The organism is Inhella inkyongensis (assembly GCF_005952805.1).
In the GTDB taxonomy this organism is placed as follows: domain Bacteria; phylum Pseudomonadota; class Gammaproteobacteria; order Burkholderiales; family Burkholderiaceae_C; genus Inhella; species Inhella inkyongensis.
The window spans coordinates 1,552,242-1,573,148 of record NZ_CP040709.1; the positions used below are offsets into that span (position 1 = coordinate 1,552,242).

Annotated in this window: 22 protein-coding genes; 12 read left to right on the forward strand and 10 right to left on the reverse strand. The window is 65.3% G+C overall.

Features of this window, described 5'->3' with window-relative positions:
• Window positions 1-16: 16 nt before the first annotated feature.
• The gene (gene fliG, locus FF090_RS07565; protein WP_138856139.1) at window positions 17-1,012 is read right to left on the reverse strand and encodes a flagellar motor switch protein FliG; all 996 of its coding nucleotides are present in this window, start codon (window positions 1,010-1,012) and stop codon (window positions 17-19) included.
• A 2-nt stretch (window positions 1,013-1,014) separates the two neighbouring features.
• On the reverse strand, window positions 1,015-2,718 hold the full coding sequence (gene fliF, locus FF090_RS07570; RefSeq protein ID WP_138856140.1) for a flagellar basal-body MS-ring/collar protein FliF: 1,704 nt from the start codon (window positions 2,716-2,718) through the stop codon (window positions 1,015-1,017).
• A gap of 111 nt (window positions 2,719-2,829) precedes the next feature.
• On the opposite strand from fliF, the gene fliE reads away from it, so the two are divergent.
• The gene (fliE, locus tag FF090_RS07575) at window positions 2,830-3,147 is read left to right on the forward strand and encodes a flagellar hook-basal body complex protein FliE (RefSeq protein ID WP_138856141.1); all 318 of its coding nucleotides are present in this window, start codon (window positions 2,830-2,832) and stop codon (window positions 3,145-3,147) included.
• 6 nt (window positions 3,148-3,153) lie between these two features.
• On the opposite strand, the gene FF090_RS07580 is transcribed toward fliE, so the two are convergent.
• The 8 genes from FF090_RS07580 to FF090_RS07615 form a co-directional block, all read right to left on the reverse strand.
• Window positions 3,154-3,624 carry a prepilin-type N-terminal cleavage/methylation domain-containing protein gene (locus FF090_RS07580; protein WP_138856142.1) on the reverse strand — a complete coding sequence of 157 codons (471 nt, stop codon included), beginning with the start codon at window positions 3,622-3,624 and terminating at the stop codon, window positions 3,154-3,156.
• Between the two features lie 2 nt (window positions 3,625-3,626).
• Window positions 3,627-4,334 (reverse strand): PilZ domain-containing protein, encoded by a 708-nt coding sequence (locus FF090_RS07585; protein ID WP_138856143.1) that lies wholly within the window; start codon window positions 4,332-4,334, stop codon window positions 3,627-3,629.
• Between the two features lie 41 nt (window positions 4,335-4,375).
• Entirely contained in the window at window positions 4,376-4,675 is a 300-nt protein-coding gene (locus FF090_RS07590) for a flagellar protein FliT (RefSeq protein ID WP_138856144.1), read from the reverse strand.
• Window positions 4,676-4,720: 45 nt separating this feature from the next.
• Window positions 4,721-5,161 carry a flagellar export chaperone FliS gene (gene fliS / locus FF090_RS07595; RefSeq protein WP_138856145.1) on the reverse strand — a complete coding sequence of 147 codons (441 nt, stop codon included), beginning with the start codon at window positions 5,159-5,161 and terminating at the stop codon, window positions 4,721-4,723.
• 130 nt (window positions 5,162-5,291) lie between these two features.
• Window positions 5,292-6,725: a flagellar filament capping protein FliD gene (gene fliD, locus FF090_RS07600; protein ID WP_138856146.1), complete on the reverse strand. Its 1,434-nt coding sequence runs from the start codon at window positions 6,723-6,725 to the stop codon at window positions 5,292-5,294.
• A 112-nt stretch (window positions 6,726-6,837) separates the two neighbouring features.
• Window positions 6,838-7,713 carry a flagellin N-terminal helical domain-containing protein gene (locus tag FF090_RS07605; protein ID WP_138856147.1) on the reverse strand — a complete coding sequence of 292 codons (876 nt, stop codon included), beginning with the start codon at window positions 7,711-7,713 and terminating at the stop codon, window positions 6,838-6,840.
• Window positions 7,714-7,888: 175 nt separating this feature from the next.
• Window positions 7,889-8,734, reverse strand: coding sequence for a flagellin N-terminal helical domain-containing protein (locus FF090_RS07610; RefSeq protein ID WP_138856148.1), 846 nt, complete (start codon window positions 8,732-8,734; stop codon window positions 7,889-7,891).
• A gap of 352 nt (window positions 8,735-9,086) precedes the next feature.
• The gene (locus FF090_RS07615; protein ID WP_138856149.1) at window positions 9,087-9,929 is read right to left on the reverse strand and encodes a flagellin N-terminal helical domain-containing protein; all 843 of its coding nucleotides are present in this window, start codon (window positions 9,927-9,929) and stop codon (window positions 9,087-9,089) included.
• 532 nt (window positions 9,930-10,461) lie between these two features.
• On the opposite strand from FF090_RS07615, the gene FF090_RS07620 reads away from it, so the two are divergent.
• From FF090_RS07620 to flhF, 11 genes are all read left to right on the forward strand, one after another.
• Window positions 10,462-10,959 carry a tetratricopeptide repeat protein gene (locus tag FF090_RS07620; RefSeq protein WP_138856150.1) on the forward strand — a complete coding sequence of 166 codons (498 nt, stop codon included), beginning with the start codon at window positions 10,462-10,464 and terminating at the stop codon, window positions 10,957-10,959.
• Window positions 10,960-11,104: 145 nt separating this feature from the next.
• Window positions 11,105-11,428 carry a flagellar transcriptional regulator FlhD gene (gene flhD / locus FF090_RS07625; protein WP_138856151.1) on the forward strand — a complete coding sequence of 108 codons (324 nt, stop codon included), beginning with the start codon at window positions 11,105-11,107 and terminating at the stop codon, window positions 11,426-11,428.
• A gap of 108 nt (window positions 11,429-11,536) precedes the next feature.
• Window positions 11,537-12,091, forward strand: coding sequence for a flagellar transcriptional regulator FlhC (gene flhC, locus FF090_RS07630; RefSeq protein WP_138856152.1), 555 nt, complete (start codon window positions 11,537-11,539; stop codon window positions 12,089-12,091).
• Window positions 12,088-12,834, forward strand: a complete 747-nt coding sequence (locus FF090_RS07635) for a class I SAM-dependent methyltransferase (protein WP_138856153.1) — start codon at window positions 12,088-12,090, stop codon at window positions 12,832-12,834. The genes flhC and FF090_RS07635 overlap by 4 nt, the downstream gene beginning before the upstream one ends.
• An 81-nt stretch (window positions 12,835-12,915) precedes the next feature.
• Window positions 12,916-13,773: a flagellar motor stator protein MotA gene (gene motA, locus FF090_RS07640; RefSeq protein WP_138856154.1), complete on the forward strand. Its 858-nt coding sequence runs from the start codon at window positions 12,916-12,918 to the stop codon at window positions 13,771-13,773.
• A gap of 29 nt (window positions 13,774-13,802) precedes the next feature.
• The gene (gene motB, locus FF090_RS07645; RefSeq protein WP_138856155.1) at window positions 13,803-14,723 is read left to right on the forward strand and encodes a flagellar motor protein MotB; all 921 of its coding nucleotides are present in this window, start codon (window positions 13,803-13,805) and stop codon (window positions 14,721-14,723) included.
• Window positions 14,724-14,742: 19 nt separating this feature from the next.
• Window positions 14,743-15,132: a chemotaxis response regulator CheY gene (gene cheY, locus FF090_RS07650; protein WP_138856156.1), complete on the forward strand. Its 390-nt coding sequence runs from the start codon at window positions 14,743-14,745 to the stop codon at window positions 15,130-15,132.
• Window positions 15,133-15,159: 27 nt separating this feature from the next.
• Entirely contained in the window at window positions 15,160-15,792 is a 633-nt protein-coding gene (locus FF090_RS07655) for a protein phosphatase CheZ (protein ID WP_138856157.1), read from the forward strand.
• 168 nt (window positions 15,793-15,960) lie between these two features.
• A complete protein-coding gene (locus FF090_RS07660; RefSeq protein WP_138856158.1) occupies window positions 15,961-17,115 on the forward strand; it encodes an EscU/YscU/HrcU family type III secretion system export apparatus switch protein in 1,155 nt (384 codons plus the stop codon).
• On the forward strand, window positions 17,112-19,208 hold the full coding sequence (flhA, locus tag FF090_RS07665) for a flagellar biosynthesis protein FlhA (protein WP_138856159.1): 2,097 nt from the start codon (window positions 17,112-17,114) through the stop codon (window positions 19,206-19,208). Before FF090_RS07660 ends, flhA begins: the two co-directional genes overlap by 4 nt.
• Complete coding sequence (gene flhF / locus FF090_RS07670; RefSeq protein ID WP_138856160.1) at window positions 19,205-20,899, forward strand: flagellar biosynthesis GTPase FlhF; 1,695 nt, start codon at window positions 19,205-19,207, stop codon at window positions 20,897-20,899. The genes flhA and flhF overlap by 4 nt, the downstream gene beginning before the upstream one ends.
• Window positions 20,900-20,907 lie beyond the last annotated feature (8 nt).

A 20,907-nucleotide genomic window follows, 5' to 3' on the forward strand; every position in this document is an offset into this window, starting at 1 on the left:
CTACACGCAGTCAACCTTACAGGAATTGGTCGTCGCCGCCGGTGGCCAGCACGATTTGCCCTTCGTCCACCAGGCGGCGCACGATCTTGAGCATTTCCTTCTGCTCGGCCTCGACCTCGGACAGGCGCACCGGACCGCGCGACTCGAGGTCCTCGCGCAAGGTCTCGGCGGCACGCGTCGACATGTTGCGGAAGATCTTTTCGCGCAGATCGGGGTTGGCGCCCTTGAGGGCCAGCACCAGCGACTCGGACTGCACTTCCTTGAGCAGGGACTGGATGCCCTTGTCGTCGATCTTTTCCAGATCGTCGAAGGTGAACATGTTGTCCATCACCTTCTGGGCCAGTTCCGAATCGAGCTCGCGGATGTAGTCCAGGGCCGAGGCCTCGGTGGCACTGCCCATCATGTTGATGATCTCGGCCGCGGCCTTCACGCCGCCCAGCGAGCTCTTCTTCATGCGGTCGCCGCCGGCCAGGATCTGGCTCATCACCTCGTTCAAATCTTTCAGCGCGGTGGGCTGCACGCCGTCCAGAGTGGCGATGCGGATCAACACCTCATTGCGCTGGCGCTCGGTCCAGAGCTTGAGCACCGAGCTGACCTGGTCGAAGTCCAGGTGCGCGAGGATGGCGGCCACGATCTGCGGGTGTTCATTGCGCAGCAGTTCGGCCACCGAAGCCGGGTCCATCCACTTCAGGCTTTCGATGGAGGACACATCACTGCCTTGCAGGATGCGGTCCAGCAGCAGATTCGCCTTGTCGTCACCCAGGGCCTTGCGCAGCACCTGGCGCACGTACTCATCGGTGTCGCTTACCAGCATGCTTTGCGAGCCTGCCACCTTGTCAAAGCGCTCCAACACCTCGTCCACGCGGGTGCGGGGCACCACCTTGAGCTTGGCAATCGTTTCGCCCAGCTTCTGCACTTCCTTGGGTTGCAGGTGCTTGAAGACCTCGGAGGCTTCTTCCTCGCCCAAGGTCATCAGCAAGATCGCTGCGTCCTCAACGCCTTTGTCATCCATGGTCAGAACTCCGGTTCTTCGCCGTTGATCCAGGCGCGGACGATGTTGGCCATGGCCAGGGGGTTTTCACGCGCCAACTGGCGGGCGCGTTCGAGCTTGGTCTGGTCCAGCGGCGCCTCCAATTGCGGCAGGGCCACGGGTTCGGGCAGGGCGGCCTGTTCGCCCACCACTTCGGACAGGGTGGCGCCCGGCGCGCCGGTCGGGCCTTCCACTTCTGGCGGCGGTGGGTAGGCCGCGCGGATGGCCGGGCGAACCATGCCAAACACCACGATCAGGGCCACCAACACCAGAGCCAGCGGCACCGCGCCGTTGCCCAGTACCTCGCGCACCATGGGCTGCTGCCAGATGGGGACATCGGGTGTCTCAACCTTGTGTTCGACAAAGGGCGCGCTGACGACCTGCAGAGAGTCGCCGCGCTCCTGCGAGAAGCCGATGGCCTCGCGCACCAGAGCGGTGATGCGTTCCACCTCGGCCTGCGGCAGGGCCTCGGTGGTGGTCTTGCCCTTGGCGTCGGTCTTGCTGCGATGGTTCAGGACCACCGCAGCGGTCAGGCGCTTGACGGTGCCGGTGGCATTGCGCACCACGCGCACGGTCTTGTCGACCTCGTAGTTCCGAACTTCATCGCGCCGACTGCTGGCGCTGCTGCTGCCTGCCCCTTGCTGGGTGGCCTGCAGTGGGGCGCTGGCGCCATTGATGGGTGCCTGGGCCGGCACGGGCGGTTGATTGCTCACTGCGCCTGGCACGCCGGTGGGCAGCTGGTTGGCGCCATTGCTGCTCTCGTTGACCGTGTGGCTGCGCAGGGTCTGCTGGGCGTTGCCGCCCTGGTTGGGGGCGTAGGCCTCGCTGGTCTGTTCGCTCTGCGAGAAGTCGATGTCGGCGGTGACCGTGGTGCGCAGGTTCTCGCGCCCCACCACCGGCTCCAGCAGGGCCTGGATTCGGGTGGCCAGATTGGCCTCCAGGCCTTGTTTGTATTGCAACTGCTGCGCGTCCATGCCGAGCTGGCCCTGGCCGTCTTCGTTGTTGGAGAGCAGCTTGCCGGTCTGGTCCAGCACGCTCACCGCGCGCGGGTTGAGCTCGGGCACCGAGGCCGAGACCAGGTGCACGATGCCGGCAATCTGCGCCCGGTCCAGGAGGCGGCCGCCGCGCAAATGCAGCAGCACCGAGGCGCTGGGCTTTTGCTGCTCGCGGAAGAAGCCGGTCTGCTGCGGAATGGCCAGGTGCACGCGCGCGTCGGCCACATCGGCCAGGGCGGTGATGGTGCGGGTCAGTTCGCCCTCCAGGGCGCGCTGGAAGTTCAAGCGCTCATTGAATTGGGTCTGGCCGATCGAGGGCTTGTCCAGCAGCTCGAAGCCCACCAGGCTGCCTTTGGGCAGGCCGGCGCTGGCCAGCTTCATTCGCACGTCGTAGACCTGGTTGGCCGGAACCAGGATGGTGCCGCCGGGCTCGTTGCGGTAGGGCACTTGCATCTGTGCCAATTGCGCGATGACGGCGCCACCGTCCTTGTCGGACAGGCCGGTGAAGACGGGGCGGAATTCGCCCTGCGCGCTGCGGCCGCCGAGCAACCACAGCACGGCCAGCAGGGCCAGCACCCCGAGGCCCAGGCCGAGTTGGTTGCGACGCGGCAGGGACTGCAGGCGCTGACCCAGGCTGGGCGTGCCAGCAGGGACGACTTCGGCAGGCGCAGTGGGGGCAAGGGCGGTATCCATGGCGGCTGATTATTTGGAATGCCACCCTCAAGAAGGCTTGAATCAAGTCGATAAAGGCGCCGCTCTTTCGCGTCTAGGAACTTGGCTTGGGGTCTTAGGCTGTCGCCCATCATGAATCCGGTCCAGCTCAAGCCCTTTGACTTTGCCGCCGCGGTGGCGCGGGCCGGCCTGAGTGCGCCGGCCAGCCAGCCCAAGGCGGTTGAGGCGGGCAACTTTGGCGATGCCATGAAGGTGGCGCTGCAGTCCGTCAGCCAGCAGCAAAGCAAGGCACAGGCCTTGCAGCGCGAGCTGCAGCTGGACAACCCCACCGTCAGCCTGGAAGAGACGATGGTGGCGATGCAGAAATCGCAGATTGGTTTTCAGGCGGTGCTGCAGGTGCGCAACCGGCTGGTGTCGGCTTACTCCGACATCATGAACATGCAGGTGTAAGGCAGTTCAGCACGGGCCGTCGCAAACCCGCGCGCGGCCGTCCGCTTGGATCTGCACCTGACGCCGTTGGCCGCCCACGCTTTCCAACTCAACTTGCACGGCGCCCGTGGTTTCGCCGCGTTGCGGCTGCCACTCGACTTGCGCGTCGCCGTTCAGGCGCATCGGTGGATGTTGGCCCGCCTGGCTGTGTGCAACTCGGCACGCACTCGCCGCGTTGCGGCAATCGCAGGGAGCGGCCACGCTCACGCCCCAGCACCAGTTGGACGGACCACCCTGCACCCGCAAGAACGCCGGTCGTTGGTGGGCCAGGGCGGCTTCGCGGCCGGCTTGGGCGTCGCGCACCAGGGCCTCGGCCACCAACTGCAATTGACGCCGCTGCTGGTAGCCGTTGTAGGCGCCGCTGCCCAGGGTCAGCAGCAGGGCCAGCACGGCTAGGGTGATGGCCAGCTCCAAGAGATTGAAGCCGCGCCGGTGCATGTTCAACGTTCCAGATTGCGCTGGCGGCGCTGCATCTGGTTGAGGTGCAGGGAGAGCTGGCGCTCCGCCATGGGGCTGAGCTCGACAAAGGCGCAACCTACCAAGGGCGGCTGATCGGCCTGTGCTGCGCGCACATGCTGGACCTGCAGGCGCACCTGAATGCGCAGGTCGCGCGCCAGCTCGATGTCGACCTGGGGCAGCAAATCACCAGGCTGGGGCAGGGGCAGTGCATCGGCCCACAGGATGCCCACGCCGCCGGCGCTCAGATCGGCGGTGCGCAGGCGCAGGGGCAAGGAGCTGCCGCGCGGCAGCAGGGCGCGCGGGTGGTGCACGCTGGCGGGCTGCACGCGAAAGGCCTGACGGCGCTGGTGGCGCCGCAGCCGCGCGGGCAGATCCAGCCGCAGCACAGGCAGGCCCTCATGCTCGGCCAGGGCGCGCCGGCCGAGATCGAAGTCGAGCCGGATGCGGTCAAGCAGGGCGTGGGCGTGGACAGGGCCGTCGAGCAGCCAGTCCGGCAACTGGGCCACTACGCCGGGCAGTTTGAGTTCCAGCACAGCGGGTGTGCGCACAAAGCGCAAGGGCTGCAGGGTCAGATGGCGGCCGCCGGGTTCTTCCAGGTGCAGCGGCGCTTGGTCATCGACCATTTCCTCCAACCAGGCGCACACCTCGCTGGGGTGTTCAATCAGTAAATCGCTGTCGTCTTGGGGCATGGCGGCGGGCCGCCCCAGTTCGGGAGGAGGGCGGTTCGGAGTCAGTGTACGGTGGCCCGCGAGGCGCTGACCTTCATGCCCAGTTCGTCCATCCAGGGCTCGGCCAGCTGGCGGATCTCGGCGTCATTGAGCAGGATGCGCTGCATGATGCGGGCCTTCAGCGGAGCCTCATCGCTGGTCAGGCTTTGGTCGTTGGCGGCTTCCTTGAGCTGGCCGATCAGCACCGCGCAGGCGCCCTCCAGCTTGACCACTTCGTCCCAATCGCCATGCCGGGCGGCCGAGAGCATCTGGGCGCTGGCCTGTTCAATGGCCTCGTAGTAGCTGAGCAGTTGAGCGTTCATGATGGATGGACTCGGGCGAATGGGATCGATGGGAGGGGGCGGGTCTCAGGCTGCGGCGGCCGGTGCGTTGTCCACCTGCGGTGCAATCGCTCCCCAGGCTTCGCGAACCGGCAGCAGCAGGCCTCGCACTTCCAGCAACAGGCTGACGTCATCGCGCAAATTGGCCTGGGTCAGGCGCAGGCAGCAATAGCTATAGAGCTCGGTCAGTTGAACCGCCAGCTCACCGCCATGTTCTTTGTTGAGGCTGGCCTTGAGGCCTTCGTCGATGATGCGCACCGCCCGTGAGAGGGCTCGGGCCTTGAGCTCGCGGTTGCCGCTCGCCAGCGCCCCCTGGGCCTGGGCCATGGCGTCAAAGAGGCCATCGAACAGCATGCCGATAAGGCGATGCGCGCTGGCGCCGTGCACCTCGGTTTCCAACCCGACCCGGCTGTACATATTGCTGGGGCGGTAGTTGCGGGGGGCGAAGGGGGAGGCTTGACCGTACATGGTGAATTCCTGGCTGTGACAGGTTTTCGGCGGTCCGGGGTCCTACTTGAGCGCGCCAGGAGGGGAAATTGGCGGGCTTTTCCGGGTCTGCCGCCGCTGATTTCACGGCAGCCCGGAGGATCTTGCAAGGTCAGAGCTTTTGCAGCTGCTGGCTGAGGTACGTGGAGAGGCCCTGGGCCTTGCTCATCGTGCCGTCCAGTGCTGTGTACTGGGCCCGCAAGCGCTTTTCCACCAATTGAATGCGCTGTTCCAACTGCGCTTCGCGGTCGGCATTGGCCTCGATGCGCTCTTGAATGCCTTTCTGGCGCAATTCCAGCCGGCCCTGTGAGCCCAGGAAGTTGTCCGCCAGCGTGCGCAGGCGCTGGGCCAGGCCGTTGTTGCCGGCGTCACTGCTGTCCAAGCCCGACAGCAAGCCCTTGAGGTCCGAGGGCTTGTCGATGGCGGCGTCCAGCTTGGTGTTGTCGATCTTGAGCTGACCGTCGCTGCCCGGATCCAGGCCGATTTGTGCCAGACGCGAAAGGCTGCCACCCAGGCTGGTGCTGGAGGACACCAGGGTGCGCAGCTGGTTTTGCATGCTGGTGACCGCGCTGTCGCCCTGCAAGGGGCCGGCCGTCTTGCTGCCGGGGTCGTACTTGCTTTGGTCGCGCAGCAGCGAAATGGCGCTGTTGTAGGCGCTTACAAAGTCGGTGATGTTTTTCTTGAGCGCCGCCTTGTCCTGCCCCACGGTGACGGTGGCGCTGTCGGCGCTCACCTTGTTCAGCGTCAGGGTCAGGCCCTCCACGGCACCGGTGATCACATTGCTGGCCGACTCGATCTCGATCCCGTCGACGGTGGCCTTGGCGTTCTGGGCGGCCTGCTTCAGGTTGCTGGTGTTGACGCCGGTGCTGGCGTCGAAGGCCAGGGCGGACAGGCCGGTGTTGTCGTCCGGGATGCCATCGTCGTCGGCCACGGTGACGCGAAACGCGTTGGCCGCGCCGGGGTCGATGCCGCGCATCACCAGGCGCGAGCCGTTGGCATCGCTGACCACGCTGGCGACGATGCCCGCCTTCATGGCGTTGATCTTGTCGCGGACCTTTTCGAGCTGCTCTTCGCCGCTGACGATAGGGATGATCAGGGAGGTGCGTGACGGATCGGCATCGAAGTTGACATTGCCTTGATCGTCCGTGAGGTATTTGCCGAAATCGATCTGGATCGTGCCGCTACCCAGGGCCGAGCCGGACGGGATGGCCGGGGTGGCAATTGACTGCGCGGCAGCCAGGCGGTCCACCTTGACGCTGTAGTTACCCGCCGGCGCCCCATTGCTGGCGCTGACGCTGACCAGGGTGGGGTCGCTGGAGGCGGCGGTGACGGCGCCGAAGGTGTCGGTGCGGCTGAGTTTGGCGGCGGCATCGCGCAGGCTGGCCATGCTGGCCTGCAGCTTGCCGTAGGCCGACAACTGGGTCTTGAGCCCTGTGGTGCGTTGCTGCAACTGGCTGATGGGCGCACGCTCGGCGGCCACCAGGCGGGAAATCAGGGTCTCGACGTCCAGGCCGCTGCCGATGCCGGCGGAAGTGATGGTGGCCATGGTCTGTCTCCTGCGCTGCGTTCAAACGGGTACGGGCGAACACCCGGGATGGGGGTTCGCCCATGTGCTTTCGGCTGCCTGCGGCGGAACTTTAGGCCGCTGTGGAGAAAATTTATCCGCGCAGCAGTTGCAGCACTTGCTGTGGCAGTTGGTTGGCCTGCGCCACCATGGCGGTGCCGGCCTGTTGCAGGATGTTGGCGCGGCTCAGGTTGGAGGTCTCGGCGGCGTAGTCCGCATCCATGATGCGGCTGCGGGCCGCCATCTGGTTCTCGTGCGAGATCTGCAGATTGGTGATCACCGCCTCAAAGCGGTTTTGCTGCGCACCCAAGGTGGCGCGCTCGCTGTTGATCAGGTCGAAGGCCAGATCGATGGCATCGATGGTCAGACCCAGGGCGGCGAAATCCTGGGTGTTGTCGATGGTGCGTCGACCGGCACCAGTGGCGTCCGTGCCCACCACATCGGTCACCACATTGGCACCAGAGAGGCCCGAGAGATCCACCGTGGTGAACTCGATCACGTCGTTGGTGGTGGTGTTGGCGCCCACTTGGAAGAACTGGGTGCCGGCGGCCTGAGCCAGGATGGCTTTGCCGTTGAAGGTGGTGCCCTGGATGATGCGCTGCACCTCTTTGGCCAACTCGCCGAATTCCTTGTCCAGCGAGTCTTTGTCGCTGTTGGAGTTGGTGGCGTTGCGCGCCTGGACGGTCAACTCCCGCATGCGCTGCAGGTTGTCGGTGACCTTGGCCAACGCGCCTTCGGCCACTTGCGCCAGGGAGATGCCGTCGTTGGCATTGCGGATGGCTACGGCCATGCCGCGTGCCTGGGCATACATGCGCTCGGCAATCGCCATGCCCGCCGCATCGTCCTTGGCTGAATTCACCCGCAAGCCCGAAGACAGGCGCTGAGTCGCGGTGAACAGCGAGCTCTGCGACATATTCAGGTTGCGCTGCGCATTCAGCGAAGCGATGTTGGTATTGATGATCTGAGGCATGGCCGCACTCCTTGCTGCGTTGCCGCCGCCAGAAACAGCGGTCGGCCCGAGTGGCCCAAAGGCCGGACTCGATGGGGCAGATTTTTGGAGTGCGGATGGCGACCCGATCCACGGAAAAAGGCCTCAAACCACGGGCTTTCCGTGGCTGAGGCCGGGTGGCGCTTGCTTCGCTAGATCATCCGCGCAACAGGGCCAGCACGCCCTGGGGCAGCGAGTTGGCCTGGGCGATCATGGCCGTGCCCGCCTGCTGCAGGATCTGGCCGCGGCTCAGGTTGGCGGTCTCGACCGCGAAGTCGGCATCGACGATGCGGCTGCGGGCGGCCATCTGGTTCTCATGCGAAACCATCAGGTTGCTGATGACCGCCTCGAAGCGATTCTGGGTGGCACCGTAGGTCGCCCGCTCTGCGTTCACTGTGTTGATGGCCGTGTCGATGTTGTCGATGACGGTGTCGATGTCGGCCTCGGAGCCGTCGGCCACGGCAATGGTCCCGCCGGTCACCGTGGTGATGTCCGCATTGCCAGCCATGTCGGTGGTCGTCAAGGTGATGCGGTCATTGGCGCTGGTGTTGGCGCCCACCTGGAAGTCCAGGGTGCCGGCGCCCGCGCCGACGATGGCTTTGCCGTTGAAGGTGGTGCCAGCCAGCACGCGGCCGATCTCGTTGGCCAACTCGGTGAACTCTTGATTCAGGGACACACGGTCGCTGGCAGTGTTGGTGGCGTTGCGGGCCTGCACCGAGAGTTCCCGCATGCGTTGCAGCGCGTCGCCCACCTTGGAGAGGGCGCCTTCGGCCACCTGGGCCAGCGAGATGCCGTCGTTGGCGTTGCGGATGGCCACGTACATGCCGCGGGCCTGAGCATTCATGCGCTCGGCAATCGCCAAACCGGCCGCGTCGTCCTTGGCCGAGTTGACGCGCAGGCCTGAGGACAGGCGCTGCGTGCTCACCAGCAGCGAGGCCTGGCTGGTGGCGGTGTTGCGCTGCGCGTTGAGCGAAGCGATGTTGGTGTTGATGATGGCAGGCATGTCGCACTCCTATCAGGTGAAACGGTTGGGAGACACAACGGCATGCAGCTGTTGCGACCTGCACTCCAAGGGTTTGGAGGCTGGTGCCGCTGAGCGGCTGCGATCCCGATGGATCCGTTTTCGACCCGAGGCAGGGCGACTTGAGGCCCAGGCAGAACAAGACCGCTTTTCCCTGCCTTTTCTCACGAATGAGAGTTTGGGGCAAAGGGCCACCACCCGGCGCGAGAGGGGTGGTGGCTAAGGAGGTGCTTGTGCTGGTGGGCTCAGGTTGTCCGCTTCTTGGATGAGCTCCGCCTGTTGCGAGGCAGAGAGGCCGGCGGCCTGACCAGAGGTCAGCGATGCCGGCCAGGCGTCATCGAAGCAAGGACAGCACTTGCTGCGGCAAGGCGTTGGCCTGAGCAATCATCGAGGTGCCGGCCTGTTGCAGGATCTGCGCCCGCGAAAGGTTGGCGGTCTCGATGGCGAAGTCGGCGTCCACGATGCGGCTGCGCGATGCAGTTTGGTTTTCGGCCGAGATCATCAGGTTGCTGACCACGGCGTCAAAGCGGTTCTGCGTGGCGCCGTACAGGGCCCGTTCGCTGTTGACCGTATCGATGGCCGTGTCGATGTTGTCGATCACGGTGTCGATGTCGGCCTCGGAGCCATCGGCCACGGCAATGGTGGCACCGGTCACTGTGGTGATGTCGGCATTGCCGGCCATGTTGGTGGTCGTGACCGAGATGCGGTCATTGGCCGTGGTGTTGGCGCCCACCTGGAACTGCAGGGTACCCGCATCGGCGCCGACGATGGCCTTGCCGTTGAAGGTCGTGCCCGAGAGCACACGGCCGATTTCTGCGGCCAGCTCCTGGAATTCCTGGTTCAGCGAGGTGCGGTCGCTGGCGGTGTTGGTGGCGTTGCGGGCCTGGACCGACAGTTCACGCATGCGCTGCAGGGCGTCGCCGGTCTTGGTCAGCGCGCCGTCGGCGGTTTGGGCCAGCGAGATGCCGTCGTTGGCATTGCGGATGGCCACATTCATGCCGCGGACCTGGGCATTCATGCGTTCCGAAATGGCCAAGCCGGCGGCGTCGTCCTTGGCGGAGTTGACGCGCAGACCAGAGGAAAGGCGCTGCACTGCAACAGTGAGCGCTTGCTGGCTGCCAGCGACGTTGCGCTGCGCGTTCAGCGAGGTGAGGTTGGTATTGATGATGGCGGGCATGGTGCGTTCCTTTCAGCGATGAACAAGGCCCGGCTCGGGCGCCGGATGGGGAAATCCCCCGTTCGGCGCCCCCTATGCCACAAGTCCTCCCGCCGCCCTCGGATGAGCGCGGCCCTCGGGCCCCCGACACAGTCTGCCGAACAACGAGATCCGTCACCAGATCCGTTGGAATGGCTATCGGACACCGCGCAAGAAAACTTGAGCGACATCTGTCAAGGGGGTTGATCTTTTGAAAAGAGGGGCTTGTATCCGCCTAGTTCATGTGATCGCTGTCACGCACGCTGGGTCTGGGTTGCTCGCGCTGCTCCGCTGGTTTCGCTGAGAAAGGAAAAGACCGCTAGGGGGCTGGCGGTCACGCACCCTTTGCATTTCGGCATCTCGACCGCCCGGCATGGTGCGAGCAGAGCCGCCAATGCCCCGCATTTCCAGCGCTTGCGCAGGGGGCGAAGTTTCTAAAGTCCCAACCCTTGCTGCCGATACGCGCGCCCGCGCTCACTTGAACAATTGATCGGTGGCGCAACCGGAGAGATCCATGTCGATGCTTGCTGCCACCCCCAACAACGACCTGGCCCGCCGCATGGCGGCCGCCGGTGTGATGCCCGCGCCGGGTCAGACCATGAACGAGGCCATGGCCTTGCTGGCGGCGGCGCGCAATGCCGCTTACGCTGAAGCGGCCCGTGGGCGTCTGGGGCACGGGGTCTCCGTGCTGCTGCGCGCCCTGAACACCCAGCCGACGAGCTTTGATCTGCAAAGCGATATGGCGGCTCTGCTGTTGTCCGCGGGCGAGTTGGCGCACGCGGTGTCCTATGCCCGCGGCGCGTTGAAGACCCAGGGCCACCATGGCCCCAGTCTTTACACCTTGGGCTTTGCGCTGTCCGGTCTGGGCGAGGCCGATGAGGCGGCCCAAGTGCTGCGTCGTCTGCTGCGCGGCAAGGCCCGCGCCAGCTTGATGGCTGAGGCGCCCGAGCTGCTGCCCCTGGTGAAAGCCGAACTGACGCGGATGAGCCGGTTGCGCAGCTCGGCGCGCTGACCCGGCTGTAGGAATTTGCCCGACACGCCAGCGCCGCCACCACCGACGGCGGCGCTGGAAAAGGGCCGATTTCCAGGCTTTCTCGGGCTCTTCAGAATTCGCTCCATCGTGTCGCAACCCGCTGACGCAATTCAAGGAGCAAGCCGTGAATCCCGAACAAATCCTGGCTGAGATCCGTGAGACCAATCTGTCTTACCTGATGCTGGCGCAGAGCCTGATTCGCGCAGACCGTGAACAAGCGCTCTACCGTCTGGGTTTGTCCGAAGAGACCGCCACCCTGCTGGCCCAGCTCTCTCCGGCGCAGATCATGAAGCTTGCCGGCGGCAGCACCCTGCTGTGCCGCTTCCGCATGGAAGATGACCTGGTGTGGAACTTGCTGACCAGCAGCCACAAGCCCAGCGTCAACGAGCAGACCGCGCGTCTGCACGCGCAGATCCTGATGGCCGGCCGCCACAGCGAAACGGCTTAAACCTACCCCCAGTCTCCGGGCCTGCGGCCCATCGCCACCTCCCCAGGGGGTGCGCACGGCTCGGGAGCGGCCCTTCGCCGTGCCAGCCGCATTTGCAAAGGAAGATCCATGCCACGCGTCAAGAGCATCCTCTCCGAAGCCCGCCAGATCGAGCGTGCGGTCACCCTGATCAACCTTGGCGCCCGGCTGCAAGTGCTGGAGTCCGAGACCGAGATGAGCTATGAGCGCTTGCTCAAGCTGTACAAAGAGGTCTCGGGCCGCTCACCTTCCAAGGGTCAGTTGCCGTTCTCGACCGACTGGTTCATGACCTGGCAACCCAATATCCACGCCTCGTTGTTCCTCAACATCCACGAGTACCTGAACAAGGCGGCGGCGCTGGATGAGATCGACACCGTGATCAAGGCCTACCAGCTCTACTTGGAGCACACGCAGGCCCAGGGCATCGAGGCTCTGTTGTCGGTCACGCGTGCTTGGCGGTTGGTGAAGTTCATTGACAACGGCATGCTGACCCTGACCGCCTGCAAGAAGTGCGGCGGCCACTTCGTGACGCATCCGCACGAGATCTCGCGCCACTATGTGTGTGGCCTGTGCAATCCGCCGGCGCGTGCGGGCAAGGGGCGCAGCATGGACGCGGGACAGGATGCTGAGGTGTTGGCCCATTGATTTCCCGGCCTGAGCGTCTGGCCCTGGTTCTGGGGCGGCTGTGGCCCAGCAGTGCGTTGCTGGCCTGGGCGGCAGCCTGGGCTTTGTGGCGTGGCTTGGGCAGTACCGGCGGAGCCTTGGCGGCAGCCTGTGCCCTGACCCTGGTGGCGGCGCTCTTGCATCAACGGCCTTGGCGGCGCCTTTGTGTCCTGCTGGGTTTCCCGCTGCTGCTGAGCCTGCAGGGCTTGGCCTTGCCAGCTTGGATCTGGCTGCTGGCGGGCGTGGGACTGTGGCTGCTGTACCCGATTCGTCATTGGCGTGATGCACCGCTGTTCCTGACGCCGCCCTCGGCCTTTGACGCGCTGGCGCCCGAGCCCGGCTTGCAACGCGCCGTGCGGGTGCTGGATGCGGGCTGTGGCAGCGGGGCCGGCCTGCGCGCATGGCGGCGGGCCTTCCCGGCAGCTCAGCTGCATGGCACCGAAGCCAGTTGGGCACTGGCGCTGTGGGCGCGCTGGCGCACTCCGGGGGCGCAGATCCGTTGCGCCGATCTGTGGACTGACGATTGGTCGACGTTTGATCTGGTCTATCTGTTCCAGCGGCCTGAGTCCATGCACCAGGCACTGGCCAAGGCGAGGGCGGAGCTGCGCCCGGGCAGCTTCCTGCTGAGCCTGGACTTTCCCTTGCCTGGCGTGCCGGCTCAACGTGAATGGCCGGTCGCGCCACGCCATCGTCTCTATCTCTATGCCGCCGAAAGCCTGAATTGACCGTGGCAGGCGGCCCGTTTGTGATCTGAGGCGCTTTCGAATCCCTGCACAATGGTCGCTCGCCTACCCCTCTGACACCCCATGTTCGTCATCATCGGTTGGGTTCTCATGCTGGCCTGTGTGTTCGGTGTTTTCATCGTGCACGGCGGCAACATCGGCGTGATCTTGCGCGCCTTGCCCTTTGAGATGACCACCATCTTTGGCGCCGCCATGGGGGCCTTTCTGGCCAACAACCAGATGCCGGTGATCAAGTCGGCCATGGCGGGCTTGGGCATGTGCTTCAAGGGCAGCAAGTACACCAAGGATCGCTACATGGAGCTGCTGGCGCTGCTCTATGACATCTTGCAAAAGGCGCGCAAGGAAGGCCTGATGTCCATCGAAAAGGACGTCGAGGATCCGCACAGCTCGCCGCTGTTTCAGAAGTACCCCAATGTCGGGCATGACCACCATGTCACGGAGTTCATCACCGACTACCTGCGCATGATGGTCAGTGGCAACCTCAATGCACACGAGATCGAGTCGCTGATGGATGCCGAAATCGATACCCACCACGCCGAGGCCCATGCGCCGGTAGCGGCCTTGCAGCGTCTGGCCGGTGGCCTGCCGGCCTTCGGCATCGTGGCGGCCGTGCTGGGTGTGGTGAACACCATGGGCTCGGTGGGCCAGCCCCCGGCGGTGCTGGGTGGCATGATCGGCTCGGCCCTGGTGGGGACCTTCCTGGGCATCTTTTTGGCTTATGGCATGGCCGAGCCCTTGGCCGGTTTGCTGGAGCAAAAGCTGGACGAGGCCGGCAAGGAATTGGTCTGCATCAAGACGGCGCTGCTGGCCTCTATGCAGGGCTATGCCCCGCAGGTGGCCATCGAGTTCGGCCGCAAGGTGCTGTACAGCCATGTGCGGCCGACCTTTGCCGAGCTCGAGGGTCACGTCAAGAAGAAGTGATGCAACTTCAATCCTTTTCGAACTAAGCCATGGCGGGCGACACCAAGAAGCTCCAACCGATCATCGTCAAGAAGGTCAAGAAGGGTGGCCATGCGGCGCATGGCGGTGCCTGGAAGATCGCCTACGCCGATTTCGTGACGGCCATGATGGCTTTCTTCTTGCTGATGTGGCTGCTGGGATCGACCACTGAGGGGGACAAGAAGGGCATCGCCGACTACTTTCAGTCGCCTCTCAAGGTGGCCATGCTGGGCGGCTCCGGGGCGGGCGATGCCAGCTCGCTCATCAAGGGCGGCGGCACTGACCTGACCCGCCAGGGCGGGCAGGTCAAGCAGGGTGAGGTCGAGTCCGAGAAGCGAACCTACAACCTGCATGCGCTCAAAGAGGATCAGCGCCGCGCGGAGCGCACGCGGCTGCAGGAGCTGAAGCAAAAGGTTGAGGAAAAAATTTCAGTCAGCCCCGCACTGGCAGCGCTGGGCGGCCAGATCAAGCTGGACATGACGGCCGAAGGCCTGCGCATCCAGATCGTGGACGAAGGCAATCGGCCGATGTTTGACAGCGGCTCTCCGGTGGTGAAGCCCTATATGCGTGCGCTGCTGCAGGAACTTGGTGCGGTGCTCGCGGAAGTGCCCAACCGATTGACGGTGGAGGGCCACACCGACGCCAAGCCTTTCGGCGCGGGAGAGCGCGGATACAGCAACTGGGAGCTGAGCGCGGACCGCGCCAATGCCTCGCGGCGCGAGATGGTGGCAGGGGGTTTGCCCGAGGCCCGGATGCTGCGCGTACAGGGCCTTGCTTCGAGTAAGCTTCTGGACACCCAGGCGCCCGAGAGCCCCGCGAATCGCCGCATCAGCATCATTGTGATGAATCGCGACGCCGAGGACGCTGTGCTGAAGAACCTGCCCGATGTGGAAGAGCCGCAAGCTCCAGCCGCATCGGCATCCGCTGGATGAAGACCAAAGGAATGCGCCCATGAGCACCGACATGCGGTTTTTGATCGTTGACGACTTCTCGACCATGCGCCGCATCGTGCGCGGCCTGCTCAAGGAGGCGGGCTATACCAATGCCGAGGAGGCTGAAGACGGCGCCGAGGCCCTGAACATGTTGCGAGCCTCGAAGTTCGACTTCGTGGTCAGCGACATCAACATGCCCAATATGACGGGCTTTGAGTTGCTCAAGGCCATCAAGGAAGACGCCAACCTCAAGCACCTGCCGGTGCTGATGGTGACGGCCGAGGCGCGCAAGGAAGACATCGTGCTGGCGGCGCAGTCAGGCGCGGCGGGCTACATCGTCAAGCCCTTCACCAAGGCGACCCTCGAAGAGAAAGTCCAGAAGATCATCCAGAAGATGGCTGCGGCCTGATTCCCAGAACTCCAGGAGGTCGGCAACATGCAGATGGAAGAACTGGCAAAACTGGCCCAGGGTCAGGCCCTCACGGTGGACCCGGCCGTGTTTCAGCAGCTCGGCACCATCACCCGGGTGCTGCACGACACCATGGAGCAGCTCGGGGTGATGCCCAAGCTGCAGACTGCGACTGACGGTCTGCCGGATGCGCGCAGCCGCCTGACCTATATCGCCGACAAGACGGCGGCGGCTGCCAACAAGGTGCTGAACTCTGTCGATCAGGCCAAGGCCGATCACGAGGCCATCGCCCAGGCCACGCGGGATATTGCAGCCAAGATCGTGGCCGATCCGGTGCGGGCGGTGGCCAGTGGCGCGATCCTGAATTTCGTGTCGGAAGTCGAGGGCAAGACGGCCCGCATCGACCAGCACCTCACCGACATCATGATGGCGCAGGACTTTCACGACCTGACCGGACAGGTGGTCAAGAAAGTGGTTCAGCTGACCAGCGAGCTGGAAGAAAGCTTGGTGAAGTTGCTGGTGCAGGTGGTCCCGCCAGAGCAGCGTGAAAAGGTCAGTCAGGAAGTGCTGCAGGGCCCGGTCGTCAACCCTGAAGGGCGGGCCGATGTGGTCACCAACCAGGGCGAGGTGGACGACCTGCTCGCATCGCTGGGCTTCTAAGTCCAGCTCAAGCTCTGATGCGGGAGGCGGTGGCCTCCCGTTTTTCATTTTGAGCCCCCATGAGGGCCGAGATCAGGGCCAATAAGACCGGCCACTTCCGCCTCAAGTTTCGGCCCCGAGTTTGAAGAATGGTGACCTGGATGCGCAGGGTGCGCGTCCTTGATCGCCATGGCCGAAAAAGACGCACAAGACCACAACTTACCGGCCTCGCAGCGCAAGATCAAAAAGGCGCGCGAGGAGGGCCAGCTGCCGCGCTCGCGCGATCTGGTGCATGCGCTGATGGTGGCTGCCCTGATCCTGCTGGCATGGACTTGGCTGCCCCAAGCGGTGGGCGAATGGAAGCTGCTGCTGGCCGATGGGTTGCGCTTCAATGCCCAAAGCCTTCAGACCCCCGGCATCCTTCAAACCACCTTGGCCGACTTTGGCGGGCGTTTGGCACGCGCGCTGCTCATGATGTTCGTGGTCTTGGGGGGTGCGGCTGTCGCGGCTCAACTCGCCAGTGGGGGGTGGAACTTCAGCACCAAGGCCATCAGTCTGCGCTGGAATTTGCTGAACCCCTTGACCGGGATCGGCCGCATGTTCTCGGGCCAGAACGCTGGCCAGGCGCTCAAAGCTGTGCTGCTGGCTTTGGTACTCGGTGCAGTGGCTGCGGCGGCGCTGTGGCAGCGCATGGACCACTACATCGGCCTGATGTCCGCACCGCTGGAAGAGGCCCTGAGCCAGGCCGGGCAGTTGATGCTGGCGGGCTTGATGTCGCTGGCGGTCGCGCTGGCGATCTTTGCTGCTATTGACGTGCCGCTGCAGCGCCAGCTCTATTTGCGCCGTCTGCGCATGAGCCGGGTCGAGGTCAAGCAGGAGCATAAAGAAACCGAGGGCTCGCCGGAAGTCAAGGCACGCCAGCGCGCCCGCATGCGCGAGCTGACCCGTCAACGCATGATGGCCGCCGTGCCCAAGGCCACCTTGGTGGTGATGAACCCCAGCCACTATGCGGTCGCCCTGCGCTACGAGGAGGGCAAGGATGCCGCGCCCATCGTAGTGGCCAAGGGAGTCGATCTGCTGGCCCTGCGCATCCGCGATGTGGCCAAGGAGCATCGCGTGCCGGTGCTGCAGGCTCCGCCGCTGGCGCGCGCGCTCTATGCCCATGCCAAGCTGGACCGCGAGGTGCCGCTGAGCCTGTTTGCCGCCGTGGCCCAGGTGCTGGCCTATCTGTACCAGTTGCGCGCTGCCATGCCCGGGCGCGAGCCCCCAGCGCCCAACCCCGAAGTGCCCAAGGGCATGGATCCGCAGGAAGAGAGCGCCGCGCGCGAGGAGCCTGACGCATGAATGCTGCACCCGCCTTGATGCAAAGACTGCAGGCCTTGCTGGGTCCGCATGCCGCCATGGCCCAGGCCCTTGGGGCGCCCGTGGCGGTCCTGCTGGTGCTCAGCATGATGGTGCTGCCGCTGCCACCTTTGGTGTTGGACCTGCTGTTCACGCTCAACATCGCGTTGGCGCTGATGGTGATGATGGTGGCCGCACAGATGCTGCGGCCCTTGGACTTCGCGGCCTTCCCCACCGTGCTGCTGCTGACTACGCTGATGCGTCTGTCGCTCAACGTGGCCTCGACCCGTGTGGTGCTGCTCGAAGGTCACACCGGGCCGGGCGCGGCGGGCCAGGTGATCGAAAGCTTTGGCCACTTCCTGATCGGTGGCAACTTTGCCGTCGGTCTGATCGTGTTTGCCATCCTGGTGGTCATCAACTTCATCGTCGTCACCAAGGGCAGCGAGCGCATCGCCGAAGTCTCGGCGCGCTTCACCCTGGATGCCTTGCCGGGCAAGCAGATGGCGGTGGACGCGGATCTCTCCGCCGGACTGATCGATGACAAAGAGGCCAAGCGCCGCCGCGCCGAGTTGGGCGATGAGGCCGACTTCTTCGGTTCGATGGACGGTGCCAGCAAGTTCGTGCGCGGCGATGCTGTCGCCGGCATCCTGATTCTGGTGATCAACATCGTCGGCGGCTTTGCCATCGGCATGGCGCAGCACGGCCTGTCCGCCGGCCAAGCGGCGGACGCCTACATCCTGTTGGCGGTGGGCGACGCGCTGGTGGCGCAGATTCCCGGCCTGCTGATCTCGGTGGCAGCCGCGATGGTGGTATCGCGAGTGGGCAAGGACCGCGACATCGGCTCGATGATCGGCACGCAGATGTTTGGCAGCTGGCGCGCGCTGGCCATCACGGCCGGTGTGGTGGGCGTGCTGGGTCTGATTCCGGGCATGCCGCATGGGGTGTTCCTGCTGATGGGGGGGGCCATCGGCGCCCTGGCCTGGTGGCTGCGTGAACGCGAGCGCCAGGCCAAGCAGGCGCCGCCGCCCGCACCGGTGTCGACGACCAATCCGGATGGCGAGGCCAGTTGGGATGACCTGCAACCGGTCGACACCCTGGGCCTGGAGGTGGGATACCGCCTGATTACCCTGGTGGACAAGAGCCGCGAAGGCGATTTGCTGGCCCGCATCAAGGGGGTGCGCAAGAAGTTTGCGCAGGACGTGGGCTTTCTGCCGCCGGCTGTGCACATTCGCGACAACTTGGAATTGCGCCCCAGCCAGTACCGCCTGCTGCTGCGTGGCGCCGTAGTGGGCGAGGCCGAGGCCTACCCGGGCTTGTGGCTGGCCATCAACCCGGGCCATGCCACCGCCAAGCTTCCCGGTACACAGACCACCGATCCGGCCTTCGGTCTGCCTGCGGTGTGGATCGAAGAACGTCAGCGGGAAGCCGCGCAAATGGCCGGCTACACGGTGGTTGATTGTTCGACCGTCATTGCCACCCATCTCTCACACTTGATGCAGGTGAACGCGGCGAAGTTGTTGGGCCGCGTCGAGACCCAGCACTTGGTTGAGCACCTCACCAAGCTGGCACCCAAGTTGATGGAAGACGTGGTACCCAAGATGATCGCTTTGCCGATGCTGCAACGTGTGCTCCAGGCCTTGCTGGAGGAGGGCGTGCACATCCGCGACATGCGCTCCATCGTCGAGGCCCTGGCCGAATTGGGCGCCACGGTGACGGACCCGGCCGAACTGGCCCGCCGCGTGCGCATGCAGCTCGCCCCGGCCATCGTGCAGCAGATCTATGGGCCGGTGAAGGAGCTGGACGTCATCGCGCTCGACCCCGAGTTGGAGCGTCTGATCGTGCAGGCCCTGACCAGTCCGCATGGCCAGGCCCTGGATCCCGGTGTGGCCGATCAGCTGGCGCGCCGGGCCGCCGAGACCAGCGACAAGCAAGAGGAACGCGGCGTGCCGGCCTGCCTGCTCGTCCCCGACCTGATCCGCGCCCCGTTGGCTCGACTGCTGCGCCGCGCTGCGCCCCGTTTGAAGGTGATTTCGCACAGCGAAGTGCCTGAGTCCCATTCGATCCGCATCGGCTCCGTCATTGGAGGTGCTGTATGAACATGAAGCGCTTTACCGCCCCCACCACCCGCGAGGCCATGAACCTGGTGCGGGCCGCCTATGGCGACGACGCCGTGGTGCTGGCCACCAAACCCTGCGCCGAGGGCATCGAGGTGCTGGCCATGGAGCCCGAGGGCCTGGCCAAGGTGCAGGAGATTGCCGCGCGCGGCGCCGGCCCGGGCACCACGGTCAAGCAGGACGTGGGCACGCTGGGCATGAGCACCCTGTCGTTCCAGGACTATGTGCGTGAACGCATGCTGCGTCGTCGTCAGGCCGAACTGCAGGGCAAGCCCGATCCGGTGATGGCCGTCCCCGCTGCCAACCCCAAACCGGCGCGTCAGGACAGCGAGGCCGAGCGCCAGCGCCGCGCCCAGGCCCAGATCGCAGCCATGCGCGCCCAGCGCGTGGACAGCGCCACGGTGCGCGCGCCGGCACCGGCCGCTGCGCCGCGTAGCGGCTCGGCGGCCCAGCGCTGGCAGGCGGCCGGCGCGGCAACCCGCATCGAACCGCAGATGGACCCTTCGCCGCGTGCCGTCGCGGGTGCGCCGATCCTTTCGCAGGCTGCCCCCCAGCCGGCCCCCCGCCAGGGCCCAGTTGCCGCCGCCGGAAATGCCCGTGATGAAGCCCGCTTGCGTCTGCGCCAGCCGGCCGAAGCGCCTCTGCGACGCAATCCCCCGGTGCTGCGCGACGAGGTGCCCAGCGTGCCGGGCATCGAGCCGGGCGACTTCGGCGCCAAGGCCTCGCGCACCGAGCGCGAGCGGGCCGATCTGATGCGCGAACTCAAGGACATGAAGGGCCTGATCGAGCAGCGCTTTGGCGCCCTGGCCTTCATGGAAAAGCTGCAACGCCAACCCCTGCAGGCCCGGCTGGCACAGCGCCTGCTGGAGGCCGGCTTCTCGCCGGCGCTGACGCGCAAGTTGGTGGATGCCTGCCCCAGCGCCTTCGCCGCCGGCGCCGATGAGCAGCAATGGGCGCAGGCCGTGCTGGCGCGTAATCTGCAACTGGGCGCCACGCCGCTGGAGGATCGCCAGGGCGTCTTCGCCCTGATCGGCTCGACCGGGGTGGGCAAGACCACCAGCACGGCCAAGCTGGCGGCGCACTTCGCGGCCAAGCACGGCGCCGCCAATTTGGGTCTGATCACGCTGGACGCTTACCGCGTGGGTGCCCATGAGCAGTTGCGCGCTTATGGTCGGATTCTGGGTGTGCCGGTGCATACGGCGCATGACCGGGCCTCGCTCGACGACCTGCTGGATTTGTTGGCCAACAAGCAGATGGTGTTGATTGACACCGCCGGCATGGCGCAGCGCGACAGCCGCACCCAGGAGCTGCTGCAGATGTTGGCCCATCCCTCCATCCGGCGCCTGCTGGTGGTGAATGCGAGTGCGCAGGGCGAGACCCTGGACGATGTGGTGAGCGCCTGGCGCGCCGCTGATTGCGAGGGGGTGGTGCTGAGCAAGGTGGACGAGGCGGTGCGCTTGGGCCCTGCGCTCGATACCCTGATCCGGCATCGCCTGTGCCTGCAAGCCGTCGCCAATGGGCAGCGGGTGCCCGAGGACTGGTTGCGTCTGAGCGCCGACGAGCTGCTGCAACACGCCTTCAAGCCGCGCGCTGAGTCGGCCTGGAGCAAGGACGGCCAGGATCTGCAACTGGTGTTTGCCGGCTCCTCGGCCGTGTTGGCTGCTGCGCACTGAGGACTTCC

Bases quoted from the DNA above. Each gene is read 5' to 3' on its own strand.
- FF090_RS07605 (WP_138856147.1), bottom strand. From the start codon at position 7,713: ATGCCTCAGATCATCAATACCAACATCGCTTCGCTGAATGCGCAGCGC.
- flhA (WP_138856159.1), top strand. From the start codon at position 17,112: ATGAATGCTGCACCCGCCTTGATGCAAAGACTGCAGGCCTTGCTGGGT.
- fliF (WP_138856140.1), bottom strand. From the start codon at position 2,718: ATGGATACCGCCCTTGCCCCCACTGCGCCTGCCGAAGTCGTCCCTGCT.
- FF090_RS07610 (WP_138856148.1), bottom strand. From the start codon at position 8,734: ATGCCTGCCATCATCAACACCAACATCGCTTCGCTCAACGCGCAGCGC.
- FF090_RS07615 (WP_138856149.1), bottom strand. From the start codon at position 9,929: ATGCCCGCCATCATCAATACCAACCTCACCTCGCTGAACGCGCAGCGC.
- motA (WP_138856154.1), top strand. From the start codon at position 12,916: ATGTTCGTCATCATCGGTTGGGTTCTCATGCTGGCCTGTGTGTTCGGT.
- FF090_RS07655 (WP_138856157.1), top strand. From the start codon at position 15,160: ATGCAGATGGAAGAACTGGCAAAACTGGCCCAGGGTCAGGCCCTCACG.
- fliG (WP_138856139.1), bottom strand. From the start codon at position 1,012: ATGGATGACAAAGGCGTTGAGGACGCAGCGATCTTGCTGATGACCTTG.
- fliS (WP_138856145.1), bottom strand. From the start codon at position 5,161: ATGTACGGTCAAGCCTCCCCCTTCGCCCCCCGCAACTACCGCCCCAGC.
- FF090_RS07585 (WP_138856143.1), bottom strand. From the start codon at position 4,334: ATGCCCCAAGACGACAGCGATTTACTGATTGAACACCCCAGCGAGGTG.
- flhF (WP_138856160.1), top strand. From the start codon at position 19,205: ATGAACATGAAGCGCTTTACCGCCCCCACCACCCGCGAGGCCATGAAC.
- motB (WP_138856155.1), top strand. From the start codon at position 13,803: ATGGCGGGCGACACCAAGAAGCTCCAACCGATCATCGTCAAGAAGGTC.
- fliD (WP_138856146.1), bottom strand. From the start codon at position 6,725: ATGGCCACCATCACTTCCGCCGGCATCGGCAGCGGCCTGGACGTCGAG.
- FF090_RS07660 (WP_138856158.1), top strand. From the start codon at position 15,961: ATGGCCGAAAAAGACGCACAAGACCACAACTTACCGGCCTCGCAGCGC.
- FF090_RS07590 (WP_138856144.1), bottom strand. From the start codon at position 4,675: ATGAACGCTCAACTGCTCAGCTACTACGAGGCCATTGAACAGGCCAGC.
- cheY (WP_138856156.1), top strand. From the start codon at position 14,743: ATGAGCACCGACATGCGGTTTTTGATCGTTGACGACTTCTCGACCATG.
- FF090_RS07580 (WP_138856142.1), bottom strand. From the start codon at position 3,624: ATGCACCGGCGCGGCTTCAATCTCTTGGAGCTGGCCATCACCCTAGCC.
- fliE (WP_138856141.1), top strand. From the start codon at position 2,830: ATGAATCCGGTCCAGCTCAAGCCCTTTGACTTTGCCGCCGCGGTGGCG.
- FF090_RS07620 (WP_138856150.1), top strand. From the start codon at position 10,462: ATGTCGATGCTTGCTGCCACCCCCAACAACGACCTGGCCCGCCGCATG.
- flhC (WP_138856152.1), top strand. From the start codon at position 11,537: ATGCCACGCGTCAAGAGCATCCTCTCCGAAGCCCGCCAGATCGAGCGT.